Raw genomic sequence first — 25,600 nt, 5'->3', positions numbered from 1 at the left:
ATTACTAGGCGCGTTGCCCGGCCATGGTGGTCAGGGGCGGCTGAAGTACGAGGAGTTCGGCGGTACGCCGGGATGGCGCGGTTCCCAGTTCGCGGGCGAGCAGGTCGACGAGCGAGGCGAACTGGCGGAGCGCCTCGCCGAGGTTGTCCTCCGCCAGGTGGATCTCGATGACCGCCCGGTGCGCCGTCTCGCGCAGCGGGTCGGCGGCCACTGCTGCGAGCGCGGCGTCGAGTGCCAGCGCGTGCCGGCCGGCCCGCAGTAGTCGTTGTGCGAGTGCCTCCAGCGCATGCAGCCTGATCTGGCGCAGCCGCTCACGCTCGAGCTCGACGAAGTCGTCACACCACCCCGGCAGCAACTCCCCCGACAGGCTGCCCGCATCGAGGCCGTCGAGCTCGACCGTCCTCGACTCGTCGACCAGGGAGCGGGCCAGGCCTCGCACCGTGTCGATGTCCACCTCGATGTCGCGACGCAGGGACAAATGGGACGACGACAGCAGAACCAGCGGAGATGAACAGCGGCTGAGTCGCCAGATGACCGACCGAAGGTTGGCCTGCGCTCTGGCTTCGGTCTTGTCCATCCACAGGCACTGCGACGCGTAGGAGCGCTCGACGGGAGAACCCCGCAGGGCAAGCAGAGCCACCAGACGCCGGGCACTCGCCGGCACGTACACGGCTTCCCCACCCGAACTCACGTCGAAACGATCAAGCAGTCGTACCACGACCATCACCGGCCACCCCCTGGACAGCGTCCCCTCCCTCCGATCATCTGCCCAACGGTCACGAATCTGAAGACGTCGCGGCAGGTCCGTCGAGCGAGGCGAACAATGCATCAAGCACTTGTCCTACCAGCCGGCCGGCCTCCGCGCGCTGCGCGACGAGCGGGCCGACGATCTCGGGATCCGCGTCCCCCAAGGAGAACTGGACCCGCAGCAGCACGACGCTGCCCGAGCCGTCGAGGTCTTCCTCGATCCGCTCGCACCGGATCACGGCGCAGGCCCACCCAGTTGCCATACAGGTATCCGAACAGCGCATCCGTCACCAGAGCGTCTCCGCCGCATGACCACGATCCCACCCGCGCCACTGCGCCAGGCCGTGGTTCCACCCATCAAACCGGTCAGGGCCGGTACTACGGCACGGCAACCGTGGTGGGCGGCGGTAACGCCGCTGTGACGTCGTGGCGACGCCCGGGCGACCCCCGGCCTGCTCGGATGGACCCATGATTGTGCGACCGATGATCGGCGACTGGGAGTTGCCGTGCATCGAGCGGGTCGAGTTGCACCAGGCCAGGCGCCAGGTGCGCCTCGGCGTACCCGGCCTGGCCGGAGACCTGCACCAGGACCTTGGTCTCGAGAGCCTGACCGTCGTCATCACCGGCAGCCTGTCCGGCGCGGAGACGCGCTCCGGCTTTCTGGAGGCACTGCAGGCGCAGTTCAGCAGCGGCGATCCGGTGCCGTTCGTCGCCGACATCCTGGAGTCCAGCGAGCTCGAGGACGTCATCATCGTCGCCTTCGACGTCGTCGAGACCGACGAATGGGTCGATGCCGTCCGGTACCGGATCGTGGTTCGCCAGTACGTCGAACCACCGGAGCCGCCGCCGCTGGTGGCCGACCTGCCGCTCGACGAGCTGGCCGGCCTCGAGGATCTCGCGGGCAGCCTGCTCGACGGGCTCGACCTGCCGGCCCTGCTGGGCGACATCCCGGCGCTGAGCGATCCGAGCGAGCCCATCCGGCCGGCCCTCGGCGCTGCCCGCGAGGCCGTGGCGGGCGTACCCGCTCTGCTCGGTGGATTGCGATCCACCCTCGGGATGCCGGCATGACCCTGTACCGCGTCCTCGACCCGCTGGCCGCCCGACTGTCGGCCGGACTCGTCGGCGTACGGGTCGATGACGTCGCGCCGGTGGTGATCGGGGATCTGCCCTGCGCAGTACTGAGCCTGGACGCGGCCACGCAGACGCTGGCCGGCGTCGGCCGGGTACCGCGTGGGACCCGGATCGGTGCCCTGCGACTGTCAGCCACAATCGATCTCGCGAATCCCGTCCTCGATCTCGGCGACGGCGAGTCGCTCAACCTGCTCTCGGCCGACCGCCGCACGCTGACCCTGCCCCACGGCCCGGTGGTCCGCGCCGACGGCACGCCTGACCCTCCGTTCGCCCCAGGCGATGTGTCCGCCGACGATGGGACGCCGTTCACGGTCGTGTCCGGCGCTCCCACCGGACGGCAGGTCCAGGCCGATCCGCGCGAGGGCACCCTGCTGTTCGGCGTACCGCTCGGCACGACCGGGGACCTCGAGGTGACCTACCACGTCGGGCAATGGGACGTGGTGACCACCAGGGTCCAGGGCACGCTCGGCGTCGAGGTACTGGCCGACTCCCCCAACCAGGCCGCCGACACCTCACGTGCCGTCGCGACCGCGCTGGCCGGGACGGACGCCGCAACACGAGCCACGCCGCTGTCCTGGGGAGCGGTCCGGCACAGCCTGCTTCCGGGCGAGGTCGCCATCAGGTCCCAGACCACCACGTACCACCTGGACGCCGAACTGGAAGAGCCTGTACTGACCTCCGGCGGCGGCGTGATCAGCCAGGTCGCCGTCACCGGCGCCTTCGCGGATCCCCCCGGGATCCCATTGCCCATCGAGCCGTTCACCGTCACGCGAGGAGCCACGACATGAGCGAATCCATCGCCGAGATGGTCATCCCCGGCACGTACATCGAGGTCCGTGCCGAAGGACTGATCGCGGTCGGCGCCATCTCCACCGGCACCATCGGGATCGTCGGTACGGCGGCCCGCGGTCCGGTCGAGACGGCCGTCCCGATCGGGTCGTTCACCGAAGCGACCGACATCTTCGGCCAACCCGACGCGTTCGCCTCCCCCCGGGTGACGGATGCGGCGCTGACCCTCACCCGAGCGCTCGAACAGGCCTACGCCGGCGGCGCGCGCAACGTTGTCGCCGTCCGGATTGCCAACGGCAGCCGGACCGCCGCGACCCTGGCCGTCAGCGCGGTGGGGGCCAACCAGCCGGCCTTCACGCTGACCGCCCGGGGAACCACGGACGAGAGCGGCGCCGAGATCGCGGGCAGCTCCGGCACCTGGGGCCAGAACGTCGACGTCGAGGTGGTCGCGGACAGTACGACGAGCCCGCCGACCTGGCGGATGACCATCGCGTACGGGCAGCGCCGCGAGATCTACGAGGGCGCCAACGTCGGCGAGATCCACGGCAAGCTCGCGGGCTCCACCCTCGTGCAGGCGGGCGCGGTACAGAACCCCGGGTTGGGCTTCACTCCGCTGCACGCCCCACTCACCGGGGGTACGGACGGCGCCAACGTGAGCGCTGCCGACGTACTGCGTGGGCTGACCGTATTGGAGTCACAGCCGGTCAACATCCTGCTGGTCGCCGGGCTCGGGGCGAATGTCGTCGGCACGACAGTGCTCGGGCATCTCGACCGTACCGAGGCCGAGGGACGGGAGCGGATCGCCATCCTCGGTGCGAGGGCGTCCGGTACTGCCACCTCCGCCACTGGTGTCGAGGCTGACGCGGCCGGTACCTCCGATGACCGGATCGTGCTCGTCGCGCCGGGCCTGGTCACCGTGGACGCGCCCACCGGCGTCACTGGGGCCAGTGGGGCCACCGGCGTGAACGTGTCGCTGCCGCCGCCGTACCTCGCGGCCGTCGTCGCGGGCAAGCTGTCCACGCTGGCGCCCCAGGTCAGTCTCACCAACAAGGTGCTGCCGGTGGTACCGGACGTGCGCTACTCGACCGCGTTGACCCAGAACCTGTTGCAGAGCCGGGTGCTCCTCGTGCGGCAGAAGTTCGGGGCGCAGGTGGTCAAGGGGATCACCAGCGCGCAGCCGCCGTTCACGCAGATCAGCATCCGCCGGATCGTCGACTACGCGAAGGCCGGCGTCCGGCTCGGCTCCGATCCGTACATCGGGAGGCTGAACAACAACCGGGTGCGCAAGGCGCTGCAGGCGACCCTCGACGGGTTCCTGTCGCAGATGGTGCTGGACGAGATGCTCGTCGGCTACCAGCTCGAGGTCAGCGCCAGCCGGGCCCAGGAGCGGGCGGGCATCTGCTCGGTCGTGATGACCCTGCTGCCGACGTTCTCGATCGACTACATCCGCGTCACGATGAATCTGGAGTGATCCGCCGTGCCCAACACGAATGTCTACACCGGCATGGACGGCGCGATCACGATCGCCGTCGACGACGCCGCCACCCCCGAGGGCCAGGCCGCGAACACGGTCGCCGAGTCGTTCGCGCTGACCCCGATCGGCCGGGCCACCGACGTCACCCTGCAGGTCACGTCCGCGATGCGGGCGTTCCACGAGATCGGCCAGCGGTACGCCACCGAGTTGCGTCCGGGCAACGTCAACGTCACCGGAACGATGGGACGGGCGTACATCAACGGCGCGCTGCTGCAGCTGATGCTGGGCGAGGCCGGCGCGGGCACCCGGCCGGCCGGGGCGTTCGTCAGCCCGACCTTCAACCTGAGCCTGGTGCTGGAGAACCCTGCCAGGCCAGAGCAATCGGCCACCGTGACAGTTCATCAGGTGAAGCTGGACGGGTGGTCGCTGACCATGCCGGAGGACGACTTCGTGCTCGAAGGTGTGACGTTCCGGGCGCTCTGGGTCGGGGTCGCGGACGCCGCCGGTGAAGGTGCCTGACCGTGCCGACACTCAGCGCCGAGGAGCTGCTCGCGGGGTCGGCACTCACTCACCGGGTGCCGCTGCCGGCCCAGCTCGTGGCCGGCTCCGCGGACGGTCCGGCCGAGGTGGTGGTCCGGCCGCTGGTACTCGCCGACATCGCGCGACTCAACCGGGCGGCGGCGGACGACGGTGACCTGGCCAGCGCCTTGATGGTGCAGCAGGCGCTGGTCGACCCGCGGCTGACCCTCGAGCAGGTCCATCGGCTTCCCGCCGGACTGGTCGAGTTCGTGCTCGGCGAGGTGAATCGGGTCAGCGGGTTGAGTTTGCACGGTGACGAACTGGAGGACGCCGTTCACGCGCCGCTGGCGCGGGCTTGTTTCGTGCTCGCTCGGGAGTTCGGCTGGACTCCGGACAGGTGTGCGGAACTGACCGTCGGCCAGGTGCTGCTCTACCTGGAGATGCTCGGCCGCGGAGAGCGTCCGGCGGCGTCATGATCGGTATCAGCTGGTCTGCTGCCGACCGCGCGCGACGGGTTACCGTCGCGGGTCGCTCCCTGCAGCTGATGCGGGGGCGGCTGCGGGCGGGCGGACTCGCTGGTGCCGGGCTGTGCTGGACGTCGGTATCTGTGTCTTCGAGTCGGCGCTGGAGAAGCCTGACCGGCGGAGACGTGGACCTCGCGGTGCTGACGCAAGCTCTTGAGTCCTTGGACGCTGCAGCTGATCCGTCGATGCCCGGCGCGCGAGCGGACCGGGCACCGGGTCGGGGCCTTGGGCAACGATCCTGGTCCGCGCCGGTGGCGGGTCCGTTGCTTGGCGAACGGTCCGGGCTGCCGCCCACGCCACCGGCGAACGAAGCAGGCAAGCTGGACGCCGGCGACCGTCCGTACGCCGGGAAGCGCGGGCTGGGTGAGTTGCTCCGGCGCTGGGAGGATGCCGAGCCGACGACCTTTCCGGGCGCTGCGCCTGTTCCCCCTGGAGCAGGGTTCCCGGACGAGCCCGCGGGTGCGGACGCCTATTTCGGTGCTGGACAGACTTCCGGGGCGGTAGCTCTCCCCCGCACAGGCGAGTTCCCAGGCGCTGACGCTCACTCGCATCCGGCCGGGCGCTTCAATCCGGCCGGACTCTCGGATCTCGCCGCTCGCCTGGAACCTGCCCGGGTTCCGGCTGGAGCCGCTCGCTTGGATGCAGCCGGCTCCGAGGCGGCTGCCCCCTGGGCAGGTTTCTCCCGTGCCGAGGCAGGAGTTGGGCGTTCGGCTGCGCCGAACGGTTCGGCTCGGCGTGGCGGGTTGGGTACGCCAGGGTGGCCGGGGCCGGCCGACGCCGATGCGGCCAACTCCGCCCCGGGCGCTGGGCGCGACTCGGCGGATGGGCGTGGCTCGGCCGATGGGCGTGGCTCGACGCACGGGACGGGTTCGGCGTACTCGGGAAGTTCGGCGCAGGCGGCGGGTTCGGCGCAGGCGGCAGGTTCGGCGCAGGCGGCTGGCTCGGTTGGTTCGGCCGGCGCAGGAGGTTCGGCGAACGCAGGAAGCTCAGCGCACGGGAGAGATTCAGCGCACGCAAGGGATTCGGCGGAGGCGTGGGATTCGGTACCAGCGTCTGACGCGCCAGGTGTTGCTGGCTCGACGGCCGCAGCGCCAGCCTCGGAGCGGTGGGAGGCGAGTGGCGGGTGGGCGGCCTATCTGCGGCCAACAAGCGAAGGGCCGGCTGATCTGCTGGGTGCTGGGATCGAGGATGCGGTTGAGGAGGCGCTGGACGCGTTGTTGCAGCGCGAGGCGGAGCGGCACGGGCTGGATGCGGGGGCGCCATGAGCATCGGGCGGCCGGTGGCGAAGTTGGGGCTGAGCGGCGGGATCGGTGCGCCGGTCGGTGGAGCGCTCGGCCTGGCGGAAGGTGCGGTGCGGCGGTTGCGGGTGGAGTTGTCGGTGGACGAGGCGCACGACCGGGTGGAGCTCGTCTTGTGGGCCGGCTCGAAGCTCGCCGGCGCCGTCCCTGGCGACGCGATAACAGTTGCTCTTAGCAACGACTCGGCTGACCCCGCGGACGTCCTGAAGGCCGAGGTCAACGGTGTGGACGCGATCGGGGGCGGGTGCGTGCTCACCGCCTTCGCCGCCAGCCGCAAGTTGTCGTTGACCCACGCAGGGCGGTCGTGGCGGCAGACGACGCTCGGGCAGGTAGTACGGGATCTGCTGAGCGATGGCGAGGTGGATGCGGGTGATGTGAACGCAACGCTCTCGCTGCCTGCCCTGCACGTAGACCCGCGCCGCAGCATCTGGTCAGCGCTGCACGACCTAGCTCGGCGTACGGGCCACCAGATCACCAGCACACCCGATGGCAAGGTGTCGTTCACTCCAGTGGCCGGGGTCGGGTTGCCCGCGGCATTCACCGACGAGCTGCGCGAGGGTGCCGAGCTGCTGTCGTTCCGAGCTGGACCGAGGCAGGCACGAACCGCCTTGCCGCGGGTGAGCCCGGCAGGAGCGCAGTACTGGTACCAGCTGGAGGCCAAACCCGACAGTGGCAGCAACGTCGAGGTGGTGGACGTAGCGCTGCGGACCCGTGAGGCAGCCAGCGCCGGTACCGATGCGGCTGCTGCCGACGCCTCCCGGGGCGCCCGGCGTGCGCGCATTCGCGTCCCCGGCCGGCCAGACCTACGGGCCGGCACCACGATCCAGGCCCGCGGCGAAAGCTACCGAGTACTGCGGGTCAGGCACTCCGTGGATCCCGCCACCGGCTACGTGTGCGACCTGTTGCTCGAGGGGGACTCATGACCGGCCTCATCCCGCTGATGACGGAGGTGGCTCGCCGCGAGCTCGCCGCGCACCGCGGAGTCGCGCTGGGCGTCGTAGACGCGGCGCGAACCAACGACGGCGGATCAGGCGAGCATCACCTCGAGTGTGACGTCCGGCTGCACGGCTCGGGTCTGGTCCTGCAGGACGTCCCGGTCGCCGTCGCCCGGCCCGGGTTGTCGGCCGTGCCGCGACAGGGCGATCTCGTGGTCCTCGGGTTCATCGACGGTGACGTCAACGGCGCAGTACTGCTGGGCACCCTGCACGCGGCCGGGACTCCCCCGCCGGATGCCAAGCCGGACGAGGTGGTCTACGAGGTACCGGACTCGGGTGGCTCCAAGCGGCTCGAACTGCGCCTTCCCAACGGCAGCACGCTGACCGTCACCGACGACTCCCTGGAGATCGCCATGGGTTCCACCAAGGTGACGGTCGAGACCGACGGCGCGATCACCCTGGAGGCCGCCGCGGATGTGACCATCAAAGCCAACGGAGCACTGACCCTGGAGGCCTCGTCGACCGCCACGCTGAAGGGAGCCAGCGTCACCGTCGAGGGCTCCGGTTCGGCGACGTTGAAGGGTGGCACCACGACCATCGCCGGCACGACCAGCTTCTCGGCGGGCTGAGCGATGTCCGGCCCGCCCGTGACCGTCGGGTGCTCGGTGATGCTCTCGCCCGGAGCCGCCGGGCCGCCGGACAGTGGCGTGATCACCGCCGTCCTGCAGGTGATCGCCACGGCCGGAGGCATGCCGCTCGCGGTGACGGGGTCACTCTGCACACTGGTCAACTCCGTCAGCGGCGTGCCGTACGTGCTGCCGATCGGCCAGCCCGGCGCCTCGACCGGCGTCACCATCGGCGGTCAGGCGCTGGTACGGGTGGGCGACCGGATCCCCAGCGGGCCAGGGATTCTGACCGTGCTCGGCCCACCCGCCGCGCCGTTCGTCAGCGACGGGAACGCGCCATGACCGCGGCACCACGCCGGACCGCCGCCGAGATCGAGCTGCTCTGGCGGCGGCTCGGCCGGGACCTCGGGTTGTTCTGGGCCGGTACCGCCGGGTCTTTCGTCGATGCCGACCTCGCCACCGACAAGCGGCCCGGCCACGGCCAGACGGTGACCGATCTCGCTGTCGCCGAAGAGGTCGGCCAGGCCGTACAGCTGCTGGTGAACCGGCTGATGACGCGCGAGGGCGAGCTCGCGCCGCTCGGCCACCCCGAGTACGGCAGCAGGCATCACGAGCTGATCGGCGAACCCAACACCGAGCGCACCCGCAATCTGGTCAAGCTCTACATCCTCCAGGCCCTGCGCCGCGAACCGAGGATCGCGAAGGTCGAGCGTTGCGACGTGCGCACCGAAGCCCGCCGCCGCGACATCGTCCGGATCGAGCTGACCGTCCGGCTGATCGACCTCGACGACCCGCTGAACCTCGTCGTCCCGTTCGACCTGGAGACGGCGACATGAGCTTCGCCGCGGAGCCGTACGGCGTCTTCGCCGCCGACCTGATCGCCAACCTGACCGGCGGCACCAGCCGGTTGCGGTTCCACTACGTCGAGGACGAACTGCCGTTCCAGATCCCCGGACACGAACGGGTGCTGCCGGAGACGTTGCGCGTCATCGGCCTGGCGGCCGGGCTCTTCACCACGTTCGTGCTCGGCCGCGACTTCACCTTCAGCGCCGAGGGCGCGTTGCTGTGGAACCACTCCACGCCTGGTGAACCGTTGCCCGGAGCAACCGTTCCGGACCTGGGCACCGACGTCTGGGCCGGCTTCGACCGGCGTCCCGGTGGACAGCCACCGGTACTGACCGACCGGAACCCGGGCAGCATCACCCGGACCCTGGCCGAGGCGTTCGCGCTCGAGCTGGCCGTGATCTCACACCAGCTCGACGGCGTCTACGCAGGCTCGTTCGTCGCGACCGCCGGCGGTCGCGACCTCGACCAACTGGCGTCCTTGGTGGGGGTCGAGCGCCGAGGCGTCACCCATGCCGCGGGCGAGGTGGTGCTGGCTCGCTCGACGCCGGCGCCGGCCGATGTGACGGTGGTCGCCGGGACGCTGATCTCGACCTCGGCCGATGCCCCGATCGCCGCCACGGTCGAGACCACCGCGACGGTCACCCTTCGGCGCGGAACGGTCAGCGCCCAGGCGCCGGTTCGTGCCCTGACGGCCGGTACGGCGGGCGTCGCCGCCGCGCGGACTCTCACCATCCTGCACCGGCCGATCCTCGGCATCGAGGCGGTACTCAACCCCGAGCCGATGGCGTTCCGCGGTGGAGCCGAGACCGACGTGGACCTGCGGTCCCGCGTGCAGTTCTCGCTGGCCCGTTCCGGCCGTGGCACCCGCGACGCACTGGTCGGCGCGTTGATGACGGTCGAGGGCATCCGTGAGCAGGACGTGCTCGTCGAGGAGGACCACCTGGCCTTCCCGGGCGTCGTCAAGGTCACCGTGGCGACCGAGCTGACGCCGGCCGCCGCCGTACTGGCCCGTGCTGCTCTCGACGAGGCACGGCCTGCAGGGGTGCGGATCGACGACAACCTGCTGGTACCGACGGCGGCCGCACCGACGTTGGCGGAGAACACCGGCGGTGGCGGCGACGGCCCTACTTCCGGGGTCGCTCTCGACGGGGTGTTCATGCCGCTGGAGGCGAGGCTGACGGTGACGCCGGGCGACACCGGGCTGACCGACGAGCAGCGCCGCCGGCTGCAGGACGCCAGCGCGGACACCCTGATCGCCGCGGTCGATGCGCTCGGGGTCGGCGAGCCGGTGATCTACAACCGGTTGGTCCACGCGGTGATGGCGGTCAGCGGGGTGCTCGACGCGGTGATCGAGATCGGGCCGAAGGACCGGCCGGCCGGCGAACCGCTGAAGCGGTACAACGTCCGGCCACCGATCCCGGGCGCGCGTGCCCGCCTGGAGCGCGGCGACCTCGGTGTCACGCTGCGCGGTGAGCGGGTCGTCCTCGACCTGACCGTCGTGATCGAACGCCGGGGGCTGGCCGCGTCCGGCGAGGCCGAGGCCACTCTCGGTGCCGCCAGGGCGGACATCGAACGGCGCCTGGTGGAGGCCCTCGCACTGACGCCACCAGTCCTCACCCCGGCCGCTCTGCTCGGGATGCTGGACCCGACGGCCGACTACGCCGTGGAGGAGCTGTCCTACCGGGTCGAGCTGATCGACGAAGGCGTGCGGGTGACGGCATCCAACGTGACTGTGCCACTCGGCCCGGCGCAGCAGGTCTGGGTGCGCAGCGTCCTCGTGACAGAGACGCAGGTGGGGACATGAGCCAGCGGCCTACGGCTGTACTCGACCGGTTCCCGCTGCATCTGGCAGCGACCGACCCGGGCAAGCGCTTCGGCGCAGTGGTCACCGGCCTGGTCGCCGACCTCGACGTACTGACCCAGCAGATACAGACAGTGCGGGCCTCCCGCCGGATCAGCGAAGCACCCACCGTGCGCGACCTGCTGGCCTTGGCCAGTCTCCATCGGCTCGGCGACACAGCGCTGGTGCCGTTGGACAACCGCGCCCTTGTACTCCGGGACGCGGCCGCCACCACACCGCTGGATGTCGAGGCGCTCGCAGGGCTGCTCGGCGTACCGGCAGCGGTGCTGGGTGAACTGGCCGAGGCGGATCTGGCCGCCGCGTTGGCAGTTGCCTCGCAGTACGGGGTCCGAGTGCGTCTGCGACGCGGGACAGTGCTCGGGGCTATCGGTGCCCACCGGACCGGCAACACCACGCCGACCGCGCTACTGCTCGCTACTGCCGCCTACCTGGGACTGAAGGTGACTGCCGTCCAGCATGTGCCGAGTGGCTACTGGCACTTGGCCCGAGCACTCGAACAGCTCCGGCTGATCCCGCCACTGGTCGAGGGCGCTCCTCCCTCGCCAGACCTGACGCCCCTGCCCGATGTACTCGCCCTGGAAGAGAACCCGGTCCGCCGGGCCGACATCGAGCCGACTCCCAAGTCCCACGGCCAGCGGACCCGCATCCTTCGCGGTGGCCTGGAGGACGTGGACGTCACGATCCGGGTCCTCGGCCTGGGTAACCGCACGGTCCGGCCGATGGTGGTCCACCTCGGCACCGGGCGCGGTCTGGTCTACGAAGGGGACGTACCCGACGGCGCCGAGCTCGCGTTCACCGCCAGCGGCCAGGTCACGCTCGACGGCAGCGACGTCACCGGTTCCAGCTGGACCTTCACCGGCGGAGTGTTCGCCGACAAGGACAACGCACTGCCCGGCGAGGACTTCGTCTTCACCGCCGAGGACGGCACTGTGCCGACCGAGACCGCCAGCGCCGGACCACCAGGCCAGGCAAGCCTCTTCGCCGTCGCCGCACCGGTAGCCGGGGCCTTCGACGAGTCGCCGCCGCTGCCACACGGCGCCGCATCCGTAGGCCCTCTGCAACTGCCTCGCGGTGAGAGCCGGTGGACCGCACTAATCCGAGTAGCCCGTAGTGGCGGCGCTGCCGGAGAGCCCTCTGTACCGCGAACCGTGGCTGGGCGGTTCGACGCTTCGGTCTTTGCTGCAGCCACCGCGTCCGAAGTACAGCCGGCCATGCTGCTCGGCTTCGCCTGGGAGGAGCGTGAGCCGTTCGCGGTCCGGGTCCTGCTGCCGCAACGCTTCTCCGCAGCTGACGACGACAACGGGACTCTGCTGCGCCAACCACTCACCCGGCTGCTGGACCGGCACCGGGCGTCCGGGGTCGACGTACGAGTCGAGTACGCCGACCCGCGCTGGGCGCTGGGCGAAGGAGTTGTCCGTACCGGCGCGGACGACCCCCTGGGCGTCGTACTCGCCGGAACCCAGTTGTGGCCCGACGGAACACCACAGCCCGAGCCCTAGGAGACATACCGATGACGCTCACCACACCGAGCCTGGCCAATGTCATAGCCGGGGAACCTGTCACCGCGCAGGGCTGGAACGCGATCGTCAGCGGCCTGACCGCGCTGTACGACGCGGTGATCGCGCTCGGCGGGGAAACGCTCGACGTTGCCGTCACCAGGTCAGTCGGCACCGGGGCCAGTGCCACCACCGAGCCCCTTCCCGCTGCGGACGTACTGGCCGAGCCACTCGGCGAAGGCCACGCAGTACGCGCGCTGCCTCCTTTCGGTACCCGTACTGCGCACCTGCTGGGCGGGCTGACCGACGGCACCTGGCGGGTCCATGTGCAGGCGCCTGGGTTCACCGCGGAGGTCCGCGAGGTGACGATCCCACGGGTCGAACCACTAGCGGTGACGCTGACCGTTGACGGCGTACAGACCCCGGACCTGTTCGGACTGGGTCTGCGCGGCGCTCTCGACAAGCTACGGGGTCTCGGCATCGATGCCGACCTGGTGCTCGACACGACCGGCCGGGAGATCTCGCGGGTCGCAGTACCCGCCGAGTACGTCGATGCGCCGGTACTCGCGCAGTTGCCCGCTGCTGAGGCGGTCGTACCGAGTGGCACTGGCCGGGTCCGGCTGGTCGTCTCCTCGGCGCTGCGCCGCGAGCCGGTGGTCACCATGCCGAGCCTGGCCGGCCTCACCCTCACCGAAGCACAGCAGGCGCTCGGCAAGCTCGGCCTGCGGGTCGGCAGCACCACCTTCCGCGAGACCGCGCCAGACCAATAGGCCACAGAGCAGTAGGGAGCCATCACGATGACAGAGAACCCGCTCTTCCCCACCGCGCCCAAGGCCGCGGCCGCGGCGAAGCTGCGCTCCAACCAGGAAGTCGTCTTCATCGAGGTCGGCGCGCGCCAGATCGAGTCGAACGTCGTCCGCAACGGGGTGCCGATCTCCGTCCACGAGATCGACCCCGACATCCTCAACGACATCGTCATCGGCGAGCCGATCATCCTCTACCGGATCGTCGGCCAGTCGGTGCGGCCCGGTACGCCGGTACCGCTCGACACCGTCGTCGACCTGACGCTGGCCCGGCCCGACCGGCTGCCGGTGGGGATCGTCCGTGGCGTTCACGAGTCCTTGCGCCAGACGACGATCAGCGATGCGTTCAACCGGCTGGTCCGGGGTAAGCCACAAGCGCAGCGGCTCGTGGTCCGGGCGGCCGAAGGCCCGCTGAGTGCCGTCGACGAGCAGGCGCTGAAGGATCTGTTCCTGTCCGGCGACGTCACGATCGAACAGGACGTTCCGGGCCGCGACGTCCAAGCGTCGATCGAGACGCTGAAGATGCTGACCTCGTTCGGCAACCCGTGATGGCGGTCTCCGGCCAGGCGCTGGCCGCCCTCGGGAACACCGGCGTGTTCGGCTCGCACGCCGGCGTCCTCGAGGTGTCGACCTCGCATCATCCTGGCAGCTACACGATCCTTATCCCGCCGCAGGCGACGGCGGCCGGCTCGCTTGTCGAGCTAGACCTGCCGCTGCCGGCCGACGCCCGGATCGAGTCCGCGCTGTTCGAGGTGATCGCCGAACCCGTCGTCAGCGCGGAGTTGCCGACGGTCGCGGACATCCGGCCGAGTACGCCGCTGGGCTCCGATGTCGCGTCCGCCGCCACCGTCGACTTCGGCCGCCTGGTGACGATCGGCGGGCTGGTCGGCAACGCGACCTTCCTTTCCGGGGTCGACGAGGTGTGGCGCTGGACGGGGACCGAGTGGCGGTTCCTGGCCTCGGCGCCGGAGTTCGCCGAGACCGCCACCGAGCGGCTGCTCGTGCAGTCCAAGAACCCCAACGGGGTCCAGGATCTCGCGGACACGCTGATCACGAGCGCCGGTGTGGTGCTGCCGGTCGTACCGCCGTCGCTCGAAGTACTGGTCGACGGGCGGACGGTGTGGTTCGAGCGGCAGGGCAGTTCGCCGGCCGAGCTCGATGAGCCGAACGAGCCGGAGTCGGCCGCGGGCGTCAGGTATCTGGTCGACCGGACGGACGCGGTCCGGGAAGCCTTCACCCGAGCGGTCGCGGCTTCGACCGACCCCGGCGCGGACGTCGTCGTACGAGTCGCGTTGCGGGCAGGTGCGCCAGGGGCATTGCGCTTGACGCCACAGATCGACGTACTGCGGGTGTATGCGCAGCCGTTCCCGCCGCAAGGCCTGGCCCGGAGCTTCGACCTCGTCGAGGAAGGGGTCGTCGAGGTGGAGGTCACCCCTCCGAACGCGCAGGCGGTGCACGAGGTGTCGCTGGTGGTGCGAGGCAGCTTCGGGCCGGAGCGGGTCCAGCCTGCGACCGGGCCGGTCATCAGCGCGGCGGCGCGGATCGTGCTCGCGGTCGGGCGGAGTCTGCTCGTCGGCCTGCCGCGGACGCTGGTGTCGAGGTTCGGGACGATCAGTGGGGTTCGGCTGAACTTGGTGGCGGCCGATGGGACCAACGGTGGTCAGGTCACTGGCCAACTGCTGGCCGCTACTCCAGACGGCCGACCGGGTGAGCCCGTCGAGGGCGGGACGCTCAGCCCGGTACAGGTGGTCGACGCCTTGGCGCGTTGGTACACGTTGCCGTTCGCGGCTCCAGTGGCGGTGACCATGCCGCCCGAGCCGCCCGTGGAGCCGCCGCAGTTGTCCGACGAGCATCATGTTGCGGCGTGGCTGGAGTTGCAGCCGGGGTACGGCGAGGTCGAGTGCATGCTGACGGCCGGCTTGCCGGCCGATCCGGTCGGTCCGGGTGGACCGCTGCGCCGGCGGCTGTCCGGTGGGTCGACGGGTGGGCTGACCGAGATCCCGGCGGTCGGGCCGTTGCGGGCCGCGTTGCGACTGGTCGGGCTGCCTGATCGCGACCACCTGATCGCGGCGACGACCTTGCAGGTGGTGAGTACGACCGACGCGCTGGAGGTGGACCCGGGACCGGCTGACCTGCGGGCGCGGCTGACCTTGAGTACGCCGATTCCCACGACGGCACCGGTGATCCTGCGGGCCACCTGCGCCGCGGCCGGCTCGCTGACCATCGACACCGTGCTGGTCACCTATCGAGAGCTGGAGGGATCGCCGTGACCGAGGCTCCGGGAACGCGTTTCGTGGACGGCCTACGGGTCACTCCTTCGCATCTGAACCACCTCCAGACCGTGGCGGACCAGGCGGTCGCCGACCTGCGCCGGGTGGTCGGGCGGGACCGGGTGGCGCTGGGCTTCCGGTTGCTGGTGGACGGGGCCGACGTCGTACTCACGCCTGGGGTGGGTTTCACCCGCAGCGGGTTGGCGGTGCGCCGGGACGAGCAGGTCAAGTTGTCGTTGCCTGCCGGGACGGACGATGTCGTGGTGGGGGTGCGCGCGGTCAGTCGCGAGGACGAGGGAACCCGGCTCGGTGAGGTCGCGACGATCGTCGATCTGCTGACCGAGGTGGTCGCGCCGGCGGACGGAGCCGACGCGGACACGCTGGTGGTGGGAACCGTACGGCGTGATCCGGAGCTGGCGGTTTCGCAGGATCCGGCGCGCTTCGTACCGGCGCAGGCGCATACGCACTCCGGGACGTGGCACCAGGACGAGCAAGGCCTCTGGCTGTACGACGGCGCCCCGGTCGACGTGGGCGACGTCGAAGGAACCCAAGGCCCACAAGGCGATCCCGGTCCACAAGGCGATCCAGGAGCGAAGGGTGATCCCGGCCCGCAAGGCGACGCCGGACCACAGGGCGATGCCGGACCGCAAGGTGAAGGGGGCCCGAAGGGTGACCCCGGAGCACCAGGCGCGCCGGGCGACGCCGGACCACAAGGTGAGGCAGGGCCGAAGGGTGATCCCGGGGAGCAAGGGCCGCAGGGTGAGCAGGGGCCTCAGGGGCCGCCCGGCGGGGGGCAGCAGGTTGAGGTGACGGTTCTGAAGGGGTTGAGCTGGGATCCCGTCAAGCCGGTCGGGATCGCGGAGCTTCCGGGCCTGCTGGAGCAGCTGGTGCTGGACTGGACCTCGGACCTGGAGCCGGGGCTCTTCAAGCGATTCTCGAGTGCGATCGTCCAGGTGTTCGTCCTGCCGGGAACCGACGCGCTACCGGTCCTCCACCCCAGCCACCGCGTCACCATCGACGCGAACCAGCTGCGCATCTCCGTCTCGCTCCAGCAGGGCATCGACTCCCTCAAGGAGCTCGGTGGCTTCGTGATCATCGACCTCGTCTGCGACTACCTGATCGACACCAGTGGCCGGCCGGTGTCCTCGTCGCAGGCCGCCATCACCGGCACCGAGGACGTACCGACACCGGGCGGCCTGATGCGGCTCACCATCCGGGTCCGGAACGGCTAGGGGGCGACCATGCTCGACGCGGACCTCCAGGTCACAGCCTCCATCGACCTCGATGCGCTGTTCACCGCGCTGTCCGGCTCCTTCACCGGCGCCGACCTCGGCGAGATCCGCTTCGACGCGTCCGCGATCCTCAACCTGGTCGCGAGCGCGGCCCCTCCCGACCTGGCTGCCGTCCTGTCAGCAGCCGGTACGGCGTCCATCACCCTCACGGGCCGCCTCGAAGCCGGCGTACCTGGTGCCGAGGTTCCCTCCCAGATCGACCAGCTCATCAGCCTGATCAGCTCGATCGGCCAGACAGGCAACGTGCTCGAGCCGACCCTCGACCTCGTCGCCGACACAGGCTTGGACTCCTTGCTCGCCCGCACTGGCTCAGTGATCTCGTCCGTCGAAGCCCCCCTCGGCGCCCTGTTCAACCTGATCCCCGACCTGCACCTCCCAGAAACGCTGGTAGGCACTGCCGGCACCGTAGGCGGACTGGTCGAGCTGGCACGCGTGCTGGCCGGGCTCACGGCGACAGCGGCAGTCAGCGACCGGCTGGTAGGGCGGGCAGACCTGCTCGCCGGTCGACTCGACGTACAGGCAGCGCAAGCGGCGGCCAACCGTCTCGGCGCGCTAGCCGCTGACACAGGGCTCGTTGCAGCGCTGCGATCCGCCGACCCCGACGACCCTGTCGCAGTAGAGGTGCTGGGCCGGCGCGTAGTCGCCTTCCTCGACGCTGTACTCGATGTCGAGCAGCGCTGGACGATAGGTATGGGTGTCGGCGAAGCAGCCCTGGTCGGTCTCGACCTGGCCGGTGGTCTCGCCGGCCTGGAGCTCGCCCGGCTGGCCATGGCGAACGCGAACCTGGAGACCGTCGGCAAGATGGCAGCCGACGTACGAGCGATGGCGGCTCCCGTACTGGAGCTCGAACTGCCGGTACTCGAGAACGCCGGCCGCGACGTCGTCGACCAGGCACTGGACTACGTCGGCGCGATGGTGACGACCGTACGGAGCTGGGACCCCGCAACCCTCGTCGAGCCGGTGACCGGGGTGACAGACCTGGTCGTAGGCCCGCTGGACGAAGTACGGCTGGCTGTGGAGTCCGTCGCCGGAACGATCTCCTCGGCGATCCGTACTGTCCGCCAGCTCGTCGATGAGGTCGACCTGACCTCGGTCGCCGAAGCGGTGCAGCGGGCGATGCAGCCGGTCATCGACACTCTTGACGCGATCGAGGCAGCAGTCGGTACTGCGGAAGAGGTGCTGCTCGAGGTCTGCGGCAACATCGAGGCAGGCCTGCAAGAGGTCGCCGGTGCCGTCACCGCCGCCGCCGGCGAGGTCCGCGAGGCCCTTGGCCGGGTGGACGCCGCGCTTGACGCATTGCACCTCGCCGACCTGGCCGAGAACCTGCGTACCGAACTCGGTTCGATCTCGGCCGCGCTCGGAGCCGCCCAGCTGACGCCGTACTTCGATGCCGCCAACGACGTGATCGACACCGGTGCGCAGGTGATCGACGCCGTCCCGTTCGGATTGCTGCCGACCGACGTACAGCAGGAGATCGTCGACCTGGCCAAGCCGATCAAGGCGCTCGATCTGCAGGCAGTCGAGGACACCCTGCGAGTGGAGCTGGCGGCGATCCAGGAGTCCTTGCATGCCGAGGTCCTCGACGCGATCGACGAGGTCTATCAGAAGGTGGTCGCCTTCCTCGCCTCGCTCGACCCGGAACCCGCTCTGCTCGAGCTGGAGACCGGCCCCTTGGAGGAGCTGCGTGCCGCCGTCGCAGCGGTCGACCCGGCCGCACTGCTGGCTCCCGCGGAACAAGCCCTCGACGAAGTACGCGGCCTACTCGACGGGATCGACCTGAAGGCCGCAGTTCTCGACCCGCTGGCCGACCTGTTCGAGCCGGTACTGCGGGCGCTGGCCGAGCTCGATCCGGCACACGTGCTCGACCCTCTCCAGGAACCGCTCGACCAGGTGAGGCAGACAGCGCTCGACGCCCTGCACCTCGACGACGTGACCGCCGCCGTGACCTCCTTCCGCGATGGCGCCGCGGAGTGGCTCGGCCGGGTCGACCCGATGGCACTGGCGGCAGTACTGGACGAGGCGGTCGCCGCACGGCTGCGGGACCTCCCTAAGGGCCCGCCCGGTGGCGCCTTCGGATCCCTGCTCGTCAAGGTCGGCCAGTCTGGTGGACTGGACCTCACCGAGCCTGCGGTGGCGGACATGCTGGCCTGGATCTCGGGCCGCGAGGACGGCGCCACCGTGGTGCGGGCGCGGATGCGGCACGTCGCAGACCAGATGGCCACAGCTCGGGACGGAGTAGCCGCGCTCGACCCGGTGCCGCTGACTGCGGCGGCTGGGGCCCAGCAGAGGGCGATCAGTGGTGCTCTGCAAGTACATGCCCCGGGCACCCAACTGCGGCTGGCTCTCGATCCCCTGCTGGCCGGCGTTTCCCCGAGCGCCGTCCTCGGCCCCCTGGCCGAGAACCGGCGGCGCTACCTGGTCGCCTTGCAAGCGGACGCGGTTGTGGCCGAGACGCTGGCGGCATCCGGGCGGAGCGAGGTCACGGCTGCAGCGGCTGGGGTCACCGTTGCACTGCTGCCGTTGCTGGCGATCCCGGCCAGGCTGCGAGACATCCTCAGTGCTCTTGGCGTGGACGGTTCGGCGCCACTGTCCGAGCTGGTGATCGAGCTGTACGACCTGGCCGGCCCGGCACGGATCCTGCCCGCGATCGCCGACCTGGTGGCGGCCGGCCGGGATGCGCTGATCCGCCTGCTCGACGTGTTCCTGCAACCGGCGCTGGACGTGGTGGACAGCGTTCGAGGGGTGATCGAGGCGTTCGACCTGCAGCCGATCGTCGACGAGCTGGTCGCGCTGCACACGCAGATCACTGGCGAGATCGTTGCCCTAAGCCCCGAACAGCTGCTCGGCGGAGTACTCACGGCAGCCGATCAGGTGATTGCCCGACTCCGTGCCTTCGATCCCCTCGCGCCGGTGCAGGACGCTGTCACCGCGGCGAAGGACGCGGCGGCCGCCGTACTGGACGAGGCGCGGCCCACGATCGTCTTCGCCGACGTCGTTAAGATGCACGCCACCATCCTGGCGCTGGCCACGGGACTGGACGTGCGAGGTCTGCTGGCACCCGTTCTGACGGCGCTGGATGTCCTGGCAGCCCAACTGGACCAGGGCTTCGACCGTACTGGTGACGCGCTGCAGCGCCTGCAGGCCGCGTTGCCTGACCACGTCGAGGAGTCACCGCTCTCGATCGGTGTGAGCATCGGCGTCGAGGTGGGCTTCTGATGGCCGGAACTGGGAGCGGTCGATCCGGGAAGCGCGGTTCGCAACGACGCTGGGAGTACTTCGTCGGCGAGCGGCTGGCCGGCGGTCCGGACGGTCCGGTCGGCTTCGCCCCGACAGACAGGATCGCTGAGCCCGGCGCCGACATCGAGACCCGGTTGGCGCAGCTGCGTGCCTACCGGGAGCTGCAGCACGAAGCACTGGCCGAAACCACGCAGCCAGTCGGGCTGGTCGCAGTACCGGGCGGTCCGAACTGGGTGCCGATCGGACCACTCGGCGCAGTCTCCGGGCAGGCCGCGCCAAAACCCGTGGTGAGCGGCAGAGTCCAGGACATAGCGATCTCCCTGGACGGCCAGCGCGTCTACCTCGCCACCGCGAACGGCGGCGTCTGGCGAACCGGCGACGCCGGCCGGACCTGGGAGGCGATGAGCGACGAGCTCGACGCGCTGGAGGTGCCGATACCACCCGGACCTGTCGTACCGCCGCTCCGGCAGGTCGACACACTCGCCACGGGCGCTATCGCCATGGTCGACGGCGGTGACGCGGCCCACGACCGCCTCTACGTCGGTACCGGCGAGGGCCACGCCGGCTTCGGGACCGGGCCGTCCACCGACTTCTTCGGCGTGGGCATGCTGCGTTCCGACGACGGCGGCCGGACGTGGGCACAGGAGGCCGCAGCTCCATCCCTGCTCGGCCGCACTGTCTACGCCCTCGCCACTGATCCCACCGACCGCGAGCATGTCCTAGTCGCCACCAACGTCGGCGTCTTCCGTCGTACCCAGGCGACCGCGGGCACTGCGACGCCCTGGGTAGAAGAACCGCTGCCGGTGATCGGTGCGGGTAACCAGGTGACCAGCGTTGCCGTCGGCAAGGTAGCCGGCCAGGTGAGGTTCTACGCCGTGGTACAGAACGGCGCCGCCTTCGAGTGGCGGCCCGGTGCCGGCTGGGCCGCATTACCGGCCCTACCGGCCGGGTCGAGCCGTAGCTCGCTCGCGGCCTCAGGAAGCGATCCCGTCGTCGTCTACGCGCTCTCCACGACTCCTGTGACCAGGCCCAGCCCTAACCAGCTCAAGGGCGGCATCCTGCACGGGGTCCACCGGATCGATCCGTCCGTGGTGGCACCGGCGTGGTCGACGGTGTCCGGCGTACCCGGTGATGTGTTCGGCAGCGACGAGCCGGGCCAGGGCAACTACGACCAGGCCATCTCAGTCGACCCCAATGACCAGAACGTCCTCTACATCGGCGGCTCCGGCAAGACCACCGAGGGCGAGTTCTCCGCCACTGTCTATCGGCTCGAGGTCTCGGCCGCAGGAGGGGGTTTCAGCTGCCGCGACATCTACATCGGCGCCTCCTCACACGCCGACGTGCACGCGCTGACGCATCGCCCGGGTTCCTCCAGCGACCTGTGGATCGGCTGCGACGGCGGAGTCTTCGCCACCACGAATGCCCGCGGGACCGGCAGCCGGTTGTTCCGCTCCTGCAATGCCGGCCTGGGCACCCTGACCCTGATGGGACTCGGCCATCTGCCCGGCGAGGACTCGTACGCCTTCTGTGGCGCGCAGGACAACGGCGGCCTGCGCTACCTCGGCTCGGAGGTCTGGGACCACCAGCTGTACGGCGACGGCGGGGACACCGTCGTCGACTGGGCGCCCGCCGGGTCCGGGACCAAGCGCCGGCTGCTGAGCATCTACCACGACGCGGCGGTCCGACGCAGCGACCTCGACGGCGCCAGGTACGACACTTCCTCGGTAGACCCGAGCCCGACGGGCCAGCTGTTCTATCCGCCGATGGTCGGAGCCCCGCCGAGCGCGATTCCCGGCGACTCGCAGGTGGTCGCCTTCGGCGGCGAAGTCCCCTACGTGAGCGAGACCTTCGGCGGGAACTGGAAACGCCTACCCGCTCGTACGCCGGTAACGCCTGCGGGCGCGTTCGTGCGCTCGCTGGCGTTCGCATCCCCAACCCGGCTGTATGCGGGCTGGACTGATGGTCACGTCGCCAGGTACGACAAGACGGCGGCCGGCTGGACCGCGCTGGACCTCCCCCGGATCGGCGAAACCAGGCCCGTCACCGGGATCGCGATCAATCCGTCGATCCCATTGGGACAAGGCATCTTCGTCACCCTCGGCGGCCGGACCGGCGCCGGCGCCCGGGTCTGGTCCCTGGACACTCGCGTTCCTCCCCCGCCTCCCCCACCGCTCGTCTGGCCCTGGGTAGCGGTCGGCGCGGGGTTGCTCGACGTACAGCACAACGCGATCGTGCTGGATCCCGCCGACCCCACCGGGAGCCGCCGGTGGGTGGCCGCGGACCTCGGGGTGTGGAGCTGGAACGCCGGTGCGGCCGCCTGGCAGGTCCTGTCCGCCAACCTGCCCGATGCAGCCGTCCTGGATCTCGACCTGGTGTCCGACCCGACGGTCCCTGCTGCTCCTACTCTTCTACGCGCGACCACCTACGGCCGTGGAGTGTTCGAGCTCGACCTGTCCGGCGCACCCCAACCCGCGATCAGCCTGGTACTACGTGCCACCCCCGCCGACCGCGGGCGACCGGCCCGCGTCGGGGCGGCCCTTCCCGGCGACCACAACCGGACCACCACAGCGGACGCCAGCCCCGACATCGTGGTGGATGCCCCGGACCAGAACGGCCGCTATGTGCTCGACGGGGTCGCCACCCCAAACCTGGTGGAACTGCGCAACCTCGACGGCAAGCGCGAGGTACTAGCCAGTGTCCCCGCCGCACCGGCCACCACCCGTGTGCACGTCACGGTCCGAAACCGCGGGGTGAGTCCGGGCAACCCGCCCGCCGACGGTGTACGAGTCGCCTTGCTGGTCGGCCCTGCGGGTGCGGACGACGTAACCCCACCGACTGCTCTGCCGGCCGGCTACACGGCCGCAGTACGGGACGGTACGCCGATCGACGCCGGTGGCTGGAAAACCGTAGGCATCCGCACAGTCGACGGAATCCGGCCGGGCAAGCCAGGGGTGGCGACCTTCAACCTGGTCAGCGATCTGCTGCCACCCGTCGACGTTGCGGACGGCCAGCGGTTCGTCCTGCTCGCTCTCGTCCACCACGCCACAGATCCGTTCCCTGCAGCCGCGTCGCAGAATCCGGTGACTCTCGTAACCGGCGAACCCCGGGCAGCCATGCGCCGGGTGACCGCAGTACCGGCTCGGGGCTTGGCCGCGTCCTCAGGCACCGGCGGTGGCGCGCAACTGAACCCACCAGGTGGCACCGGGCTCCTGGTTCCACTGACCACGGCGCTACTCGCCCACCAAAGGCTCGGCGACCTCGCCGATCAACTGGGCCGGAAGGTCAACTCCTCAAGGGTTTCCCCCGCTTTCGGTGGCTACACCGTGCCAGTACGGCCGCACCCGGTCGAGCGCAGAGTCCTGGCAATGGCGACGGCCGCACGGGCGAACATGGCAGGCGGGCCGGCGGCAACGGTTCCCCGGACTCTGCCGGGCGCGGGGATCGGCCAGTACGCCTTGCTCGGCGCGCTGGGCTTCGAACTGCCCGGCTTCACGTCCGTACTGGCCCCTGGTGGCGGGTGGGTGTCCGACCTGATGCGGCGTGGCACTCCGGACCCCTATCGCAGCCGGGTCGCAGTACCCGCCTCCGAGTTCCCGCTGGCAATGGCCAGGGCCGGACTCGCGGTGGCTGGAGCCGACGCGGCCGCGGCAGCCGCAGTACGGGGGTTCGGTAGCGGCATGCTCGCCGCAGCCGCCGCCGGGGTGATGGTAGGCCCGCAGTTGGCCGAACTGCGCGCGCGTGACACGAATGCAGACTGGCATCGGCACTCCCAATCGGCTGGCGCGGCCGCGGCAGAACGCTATCTGCGTCGCCGTTTCCTGGGAGGCGAGGCCGTGCCCGCGCCGCTGATCGATTGGTTGCCGACAGCAAAGAGTGTGCCGACCGCGGTCTGGGACGGCTACCTGCGTGCCCTCAGCGACGTCTACGGGTTGCCGGCCCAGCGGGCGCTGGGATTCCCGCTGTTCGAGGAAGGCCTGGACACCGGTGACTGGCTCACCTCGGTGCGGATGCGCAACGCCTACAACCTGGTGCTCGACGACCTGAGGACGTCGTCGTGGCCGGCGCCGGCCTGGTGGGGCCTGCTCTCGCCCATCCTGCTGGCGCCGTCGATCTCGATGCTCGCGGCCAGGACGCTGCCGAACGCGGGCCTGTTCTTCGCGCCCGGCTCCGTCACCCCGCGGTCGGTGTTCGAACTCCTGGCCGTGTCGATGGGGATCGGGTCCGTCGCACCGTTCGTCTACTCGATGATCCTGTGGTCGGCGGTCGACGAGCACACCGAGGTCTTCGTCACTTCGCTGATCATGTTCCTGGCCCGGGCCGGGATCGTCACCGGTGCGCTGGCCACCTCGGGCGACACCACGCAGAGCGCGACCACCCAGTGGCTGGGCATGTTCGCCCCGCTCGCCTCCCTCGACCTCTACGCATTGATCCGGTCGCTGGTCGCCGGGTCGCGCCGCCCCGGCGATTCGACGGTGTTCGCCATCCAGACGATTCCCGCGCTGACGGGTGGCCTCACGCTGCTCGTCTCCGGTCTGATGAAGGCGCTCGGGATCAGTACCGGCTGGCCGTTCTGGCTCGTCTGGAGTCTCTTCACGGCGGCCATGTGGCTGCTCGTCGGCATCATCCTTTCCATCTCGTTGTCCAACGGGGGCGGCTGGCAGTCCTGGTTCCTGCGCTCCGACCGGCACTTCCCGCTGCTGTCCTCGGTCGCGGCCGCGGGTCTGCTGCCGCCGGAACCGGCAGCGCTGGCAAGGGTTTTCGACGACTCGACGCTGTGGTCCGACCCGAACACGGCCGTTCCGGCGGACCTCTCCGGGCATGACTACCCGAGCGGCATGCGGGATCTCATCACTGTGTGGTGGGAGGGCGCCGGGACTCTCGAAGTGCGCCACGGCGATGACCTGGTGACCTTCCGCACGGGCGGGGTCGAGACTCCGGTCCGCCTTCCTGCAGGGACTACTGCCGCCTCGCTGGCGCAGTTGCTCCCGGCAGCGCTGGCAGGCGTCAAGGCTGCGGCGCGGACCACGAAAGCACCCGACCCGGCTCTGCCTTGGCCACGCAGTCTCGCTGATCCTGGCGACCCCGGGCCTGCAGCCGACGCCGCTGTAGCGAAGGCGACCTTCGTGCCGGTCGGCAAAACCCAGAAGACCGGCGTCGTACTACGCCACGCGCCGCGCGCCGACCTGTCCACCTCGGCAGGCCTGGTGTCCGCAGACGCCTTCCCCGTCGTACCAGTGGCATCGCTAGGCGATCTGGAAGGCAGCGGACTCGGGGCAGCCGCAGACCTCGCCACTCTCCTCGCTGTTGCCGCGGCACCGGCCTTCGGTCCTGTCACCGTCGCAGACGGAGTACTGCCGGCCCTGCCCATCCCCGCTGTCGGTGAGGCGGTGCAGGTCTTCCGCCGCTGGAACCTGGACGAGCGAAGGCTGGCAGAGTGGCAGACCCTCGTCAGCGGCGGCGCACCGCCCGACGGAGCACCCGTGGCAGCTCCCGACCCGCTGGTGCGGACACCGCCCATCGGGTACGCCGGCGCTCAGCCCGTCGGAGCCGACCTGGTCGCGGCGATGGGCTGGATCCCCTTGTGGCGGGCGTGGATCCGGGTCGCCACGGATGCTCAGGCGGACGCCGCCTCTCCACTCCCGCTGGCCTCGACACCACTCGTCCGGTTCCCCGACGGCTCGGTACGCCGGCCGACCAACGCCGAACTGACCGAGGGCGTCCGGTACCTGCTGGACCTGGGGGCGGTATGACA

Annotated in this window: 19 protein-coding genes; 17 read left to right on the top strand and 2 right to left on the bottom strand. The window is 70.4% G+C overall.

Going from position 1 to position 25,600, the window contains the following annotated elements; genetic code table 11:
• Positions 1-4: 4 nt before the first annotated feature.
• Both G3I17_RS03280 and G3I17_RS03275 read right to left on the bottom strand, forming a co-directional pair.
• On the bottom strand, positions 5-724 hold the full coding sequence (locus tag G3I17_RS03280; protein ID WP_164593747.1) for a BTAD domain-containing putative transcriptional regulator: 720 nt from the start codon (positions 722-724) through the stop codon (positions 5-7).
• Positions 725-776: 52 nt separating this feature from the next.
• The gene (locus G3I17_RS03275; RefSeq protein WP_164593745.1) at positions 777-1,010 is read right to left on the bottom strand and encodes a hypothetical protein; all 234 of its coding nucleotides are present in this window, start codon (positions 1,008-1,010) and stop codon (positions 777-779) included.
• A gap of 205 nt (positions 1,011-1,215) precedes the next feature.
• On the opposite strand from G3I17_RS03275, the gene G3I17_RS03270 reads away from it, so the two are divergent.
• The 17 genes from G3I17_RS03270 to G3I17_RS03190 all read left to right on the top strand — a co-directional run bounded on the left by G3I17_RS03270 (position 1,216) and on the right by G3I17_RS03190 (position 25,598).
• Positions 1,216-1,815, top strand: a complete 600-nt coding sequence (locus G3I17_RS03270) for a hypothetical protein (protein ID WP_164593743.1) — start codon at positions 1,216-1,218, stop codon at positions 1,813-1,815.
• Positions 1,812-2,666, top strand: coding sequence for a hypothetical protein (locus G3I17_RS03265; RefSeq protein ID WP_164593741.1), 855 nt, complete (start codon positions 1,812-1,814; stop codon positions 2,664-2,666). The genes G3I17_RS03270 and G3I17_RS03265 overlap by 4 nt, the downstream gene beginning before the upstream one ends.
• Positions 2,663-4,138, top strand: a complete 1,476-nt coding sequence (locus tag G3I17_RS03260) for a phage tail sheath C-terminal domain-containing protein (protein WP_164593739.1) — start codon at positions 2,663-2,665, stop codon at positions 4,136-4,138. Before G3I17_RS03265 ends, G3I17_RS03260 begins: the two co-directional genes overlap by 4 nt.
• Positions 4,139-4,144: 6 nt before the next feature.
• Positions 4,145-4,660: a hypothetical protein gene (locus tag G3I17_RS03255; RefSeq protein ID WP_203589643.1), complete on the top strand. Its 516-nt coding sequence runs from the start codon at positions 4,145-4,147 to the stop codon at positions 4,658-4,660.
• Positions 4,661-4,662: 2 nt separating this feature from the next.
• On the top strand, positions 4,663-5,136 hold the full coding sequence (locus G3I17_RS03250) for a hypothetical protein (protein ID WP_203589642.1): 474 nt from the start codon (positions 4,663-4,665) through the stop codon (positions 5,134-5,136).
• Positions 5,137-6,445: 1,309 nt separating this feature from the next.
• A complete protein-coding gene (locus G3I17_RS03245) occupies positions 6,446-7,405 on the top strand; it encodes a hypothetical protein (protein ID WP_164593737.1) in 960 nt (319 codons plus the stop codon).
• Positions 7,402-8,046: a hypothetical protein gene (locus G3I17_RS03240; protein ID WP_164593735.1), complete on the top strand. Its 645-nt coding sequence runs from the start codon at positions 7,402-7,404 to the stop codon at positions 8,044-8,046. Before G3I17_RS03245 ends, G3I17_RS03240 begins: the two co-directional genes overlap by 4 nt.
• 3 nt (positions 8,047-8,049) lie before the next feature.
• The gene (locus tag G3I17_RS03235; protein ID WP_164593733.1) at positions 8,050-8,385 is read left to right on the top strand and encodes a hypothetical protein; all 336 of its coding nucleotides are present in this window, start codon (positions 8,050-8,052) and stop codon (positions 8,383-8,385) included.
• Positions 8,382-8,879, top strand: a complete 498-nt coding sequence (locus G3I17_RS03230; protein ID WP_164593731.1) for a GPW/gp25 family protein — start codon at positions 8,382-8,384, stop codon at positions 8,877-8,879. The genes G3I17_RS03235 and G3I17_RS03230 overlap by 4 nt, the downstream gene beginning before the upstream one ends.
• Entirely contained in the window at positions 8,876-10,693 is a 1,818-nt protein-coding gene (locus G3I17_RS03225) for a baseplate J/gp47 family protein (protein WP_164593729.1), read from the top strand. Before G3I17_RS03230 ends, G3I17_RS03225 begins: the two co-directional genes overlap by 4 nt.
• Positions 10,690-12,249, top strand: a complete 1,560-nt coding sequence (locus tag G3I17_RS03220; protein WP_164593727.1) for a hypothetical protein — start codon at positions 10,690-10,692, stop codon at positions 12,247-12,249. The genes G3I17_RS03225 and G3I17_RS03220 overlap by 4 nt, the downstream gene beginning before the upstream one ends.
• A gap of 11 nt (positions 12,250-12,260) precedes the next feature.
• Positions 12,261-13,016: a hypothetical protein gene (locus G3I17_RS03215; RefSeq protein WP_164593725.1), complete on the top strand. Its 756-nt coding sequence runs from the start codon at positions 12,261-12,263 to the stop codon at positions 13,014-13,016.
• Between the two features lie 27 nt (positions 13,017-13,043).
• Entirely contained in the window at positions 13,044-13,598 is a 555-nt protein-coding gene (locus tag G3I17_RS03210; RefSeq protein ID WP_164593723.1) for a hypothetical protein, read from the top strand.
• Positions 13,598-15,319, top strand: a complete 1,722-nt coding sequence (locus G3I17_RS03205; RefSeq protein WP_164593721.1) for a hypothetical protein — start codon at positions 13,598-13,600, stop codon at positions 15,317-15,319. Before G3I17_RS03210 ends, G3I17_RS03205 begins: the two co-directional genes overlap by 1 nt.
• Positions 15,316-16,551 carry a collagen-like protein gene (locus tag G3I17_RS03200; RefSeq protein ID WP_203589641.1) on the top strand — a complete coding sequence of 412 codons (1,236 nt, stop codon included), beginning with the start codon at positions 15,316-15,318 and terminating at the stop codon, positions 16,549-16,551. Before G3I17_RS03205 ends, G3I17_RS03200 begins: the two co-directional genes overlap by 4 nt.
• 9 nt (positions 16,552-16,560) lie before the next feature.
• Complete coding sequence (locus G3I17_RS03195; RefSeq protein WP_164593719.1) at positions 16,561-19,827, top strand: hypothetical protein; 3,267 nt, start codon at positions 16,561-16,563, stop codon at positions 19,825-19,827.
• Complete coding sequence (locus G3I17_RS03190; protein WP_164593717.1) at positions 19,827-25,598, top strand: hypothetical protein; 5,772 nt, start codon at positions 19,827-19,829, stop codon at positions 25,596-25,598. Before G3I17_RS03195 ends, G3I17_RS03190 begins: the two co-directional genes overlap by 1 nt.
• Positions 25,599-25,600 lie beyond the last annotated feature (2 nt).

The sequence above is a fragment of the Streptomyces sp. SID13031 genome (assembly GCF_010548305.1).
Lineage (GTDB): Bacteria > Actinomycetota > Actinomycetes > Propionibacteriales > Kribbellaceae > Kribbella.
The sequence above is the reverse complement of the archived record's forward strand: the minus strand, read 5'-3'. Positions and strand labels throughout refer to the sequence as shown.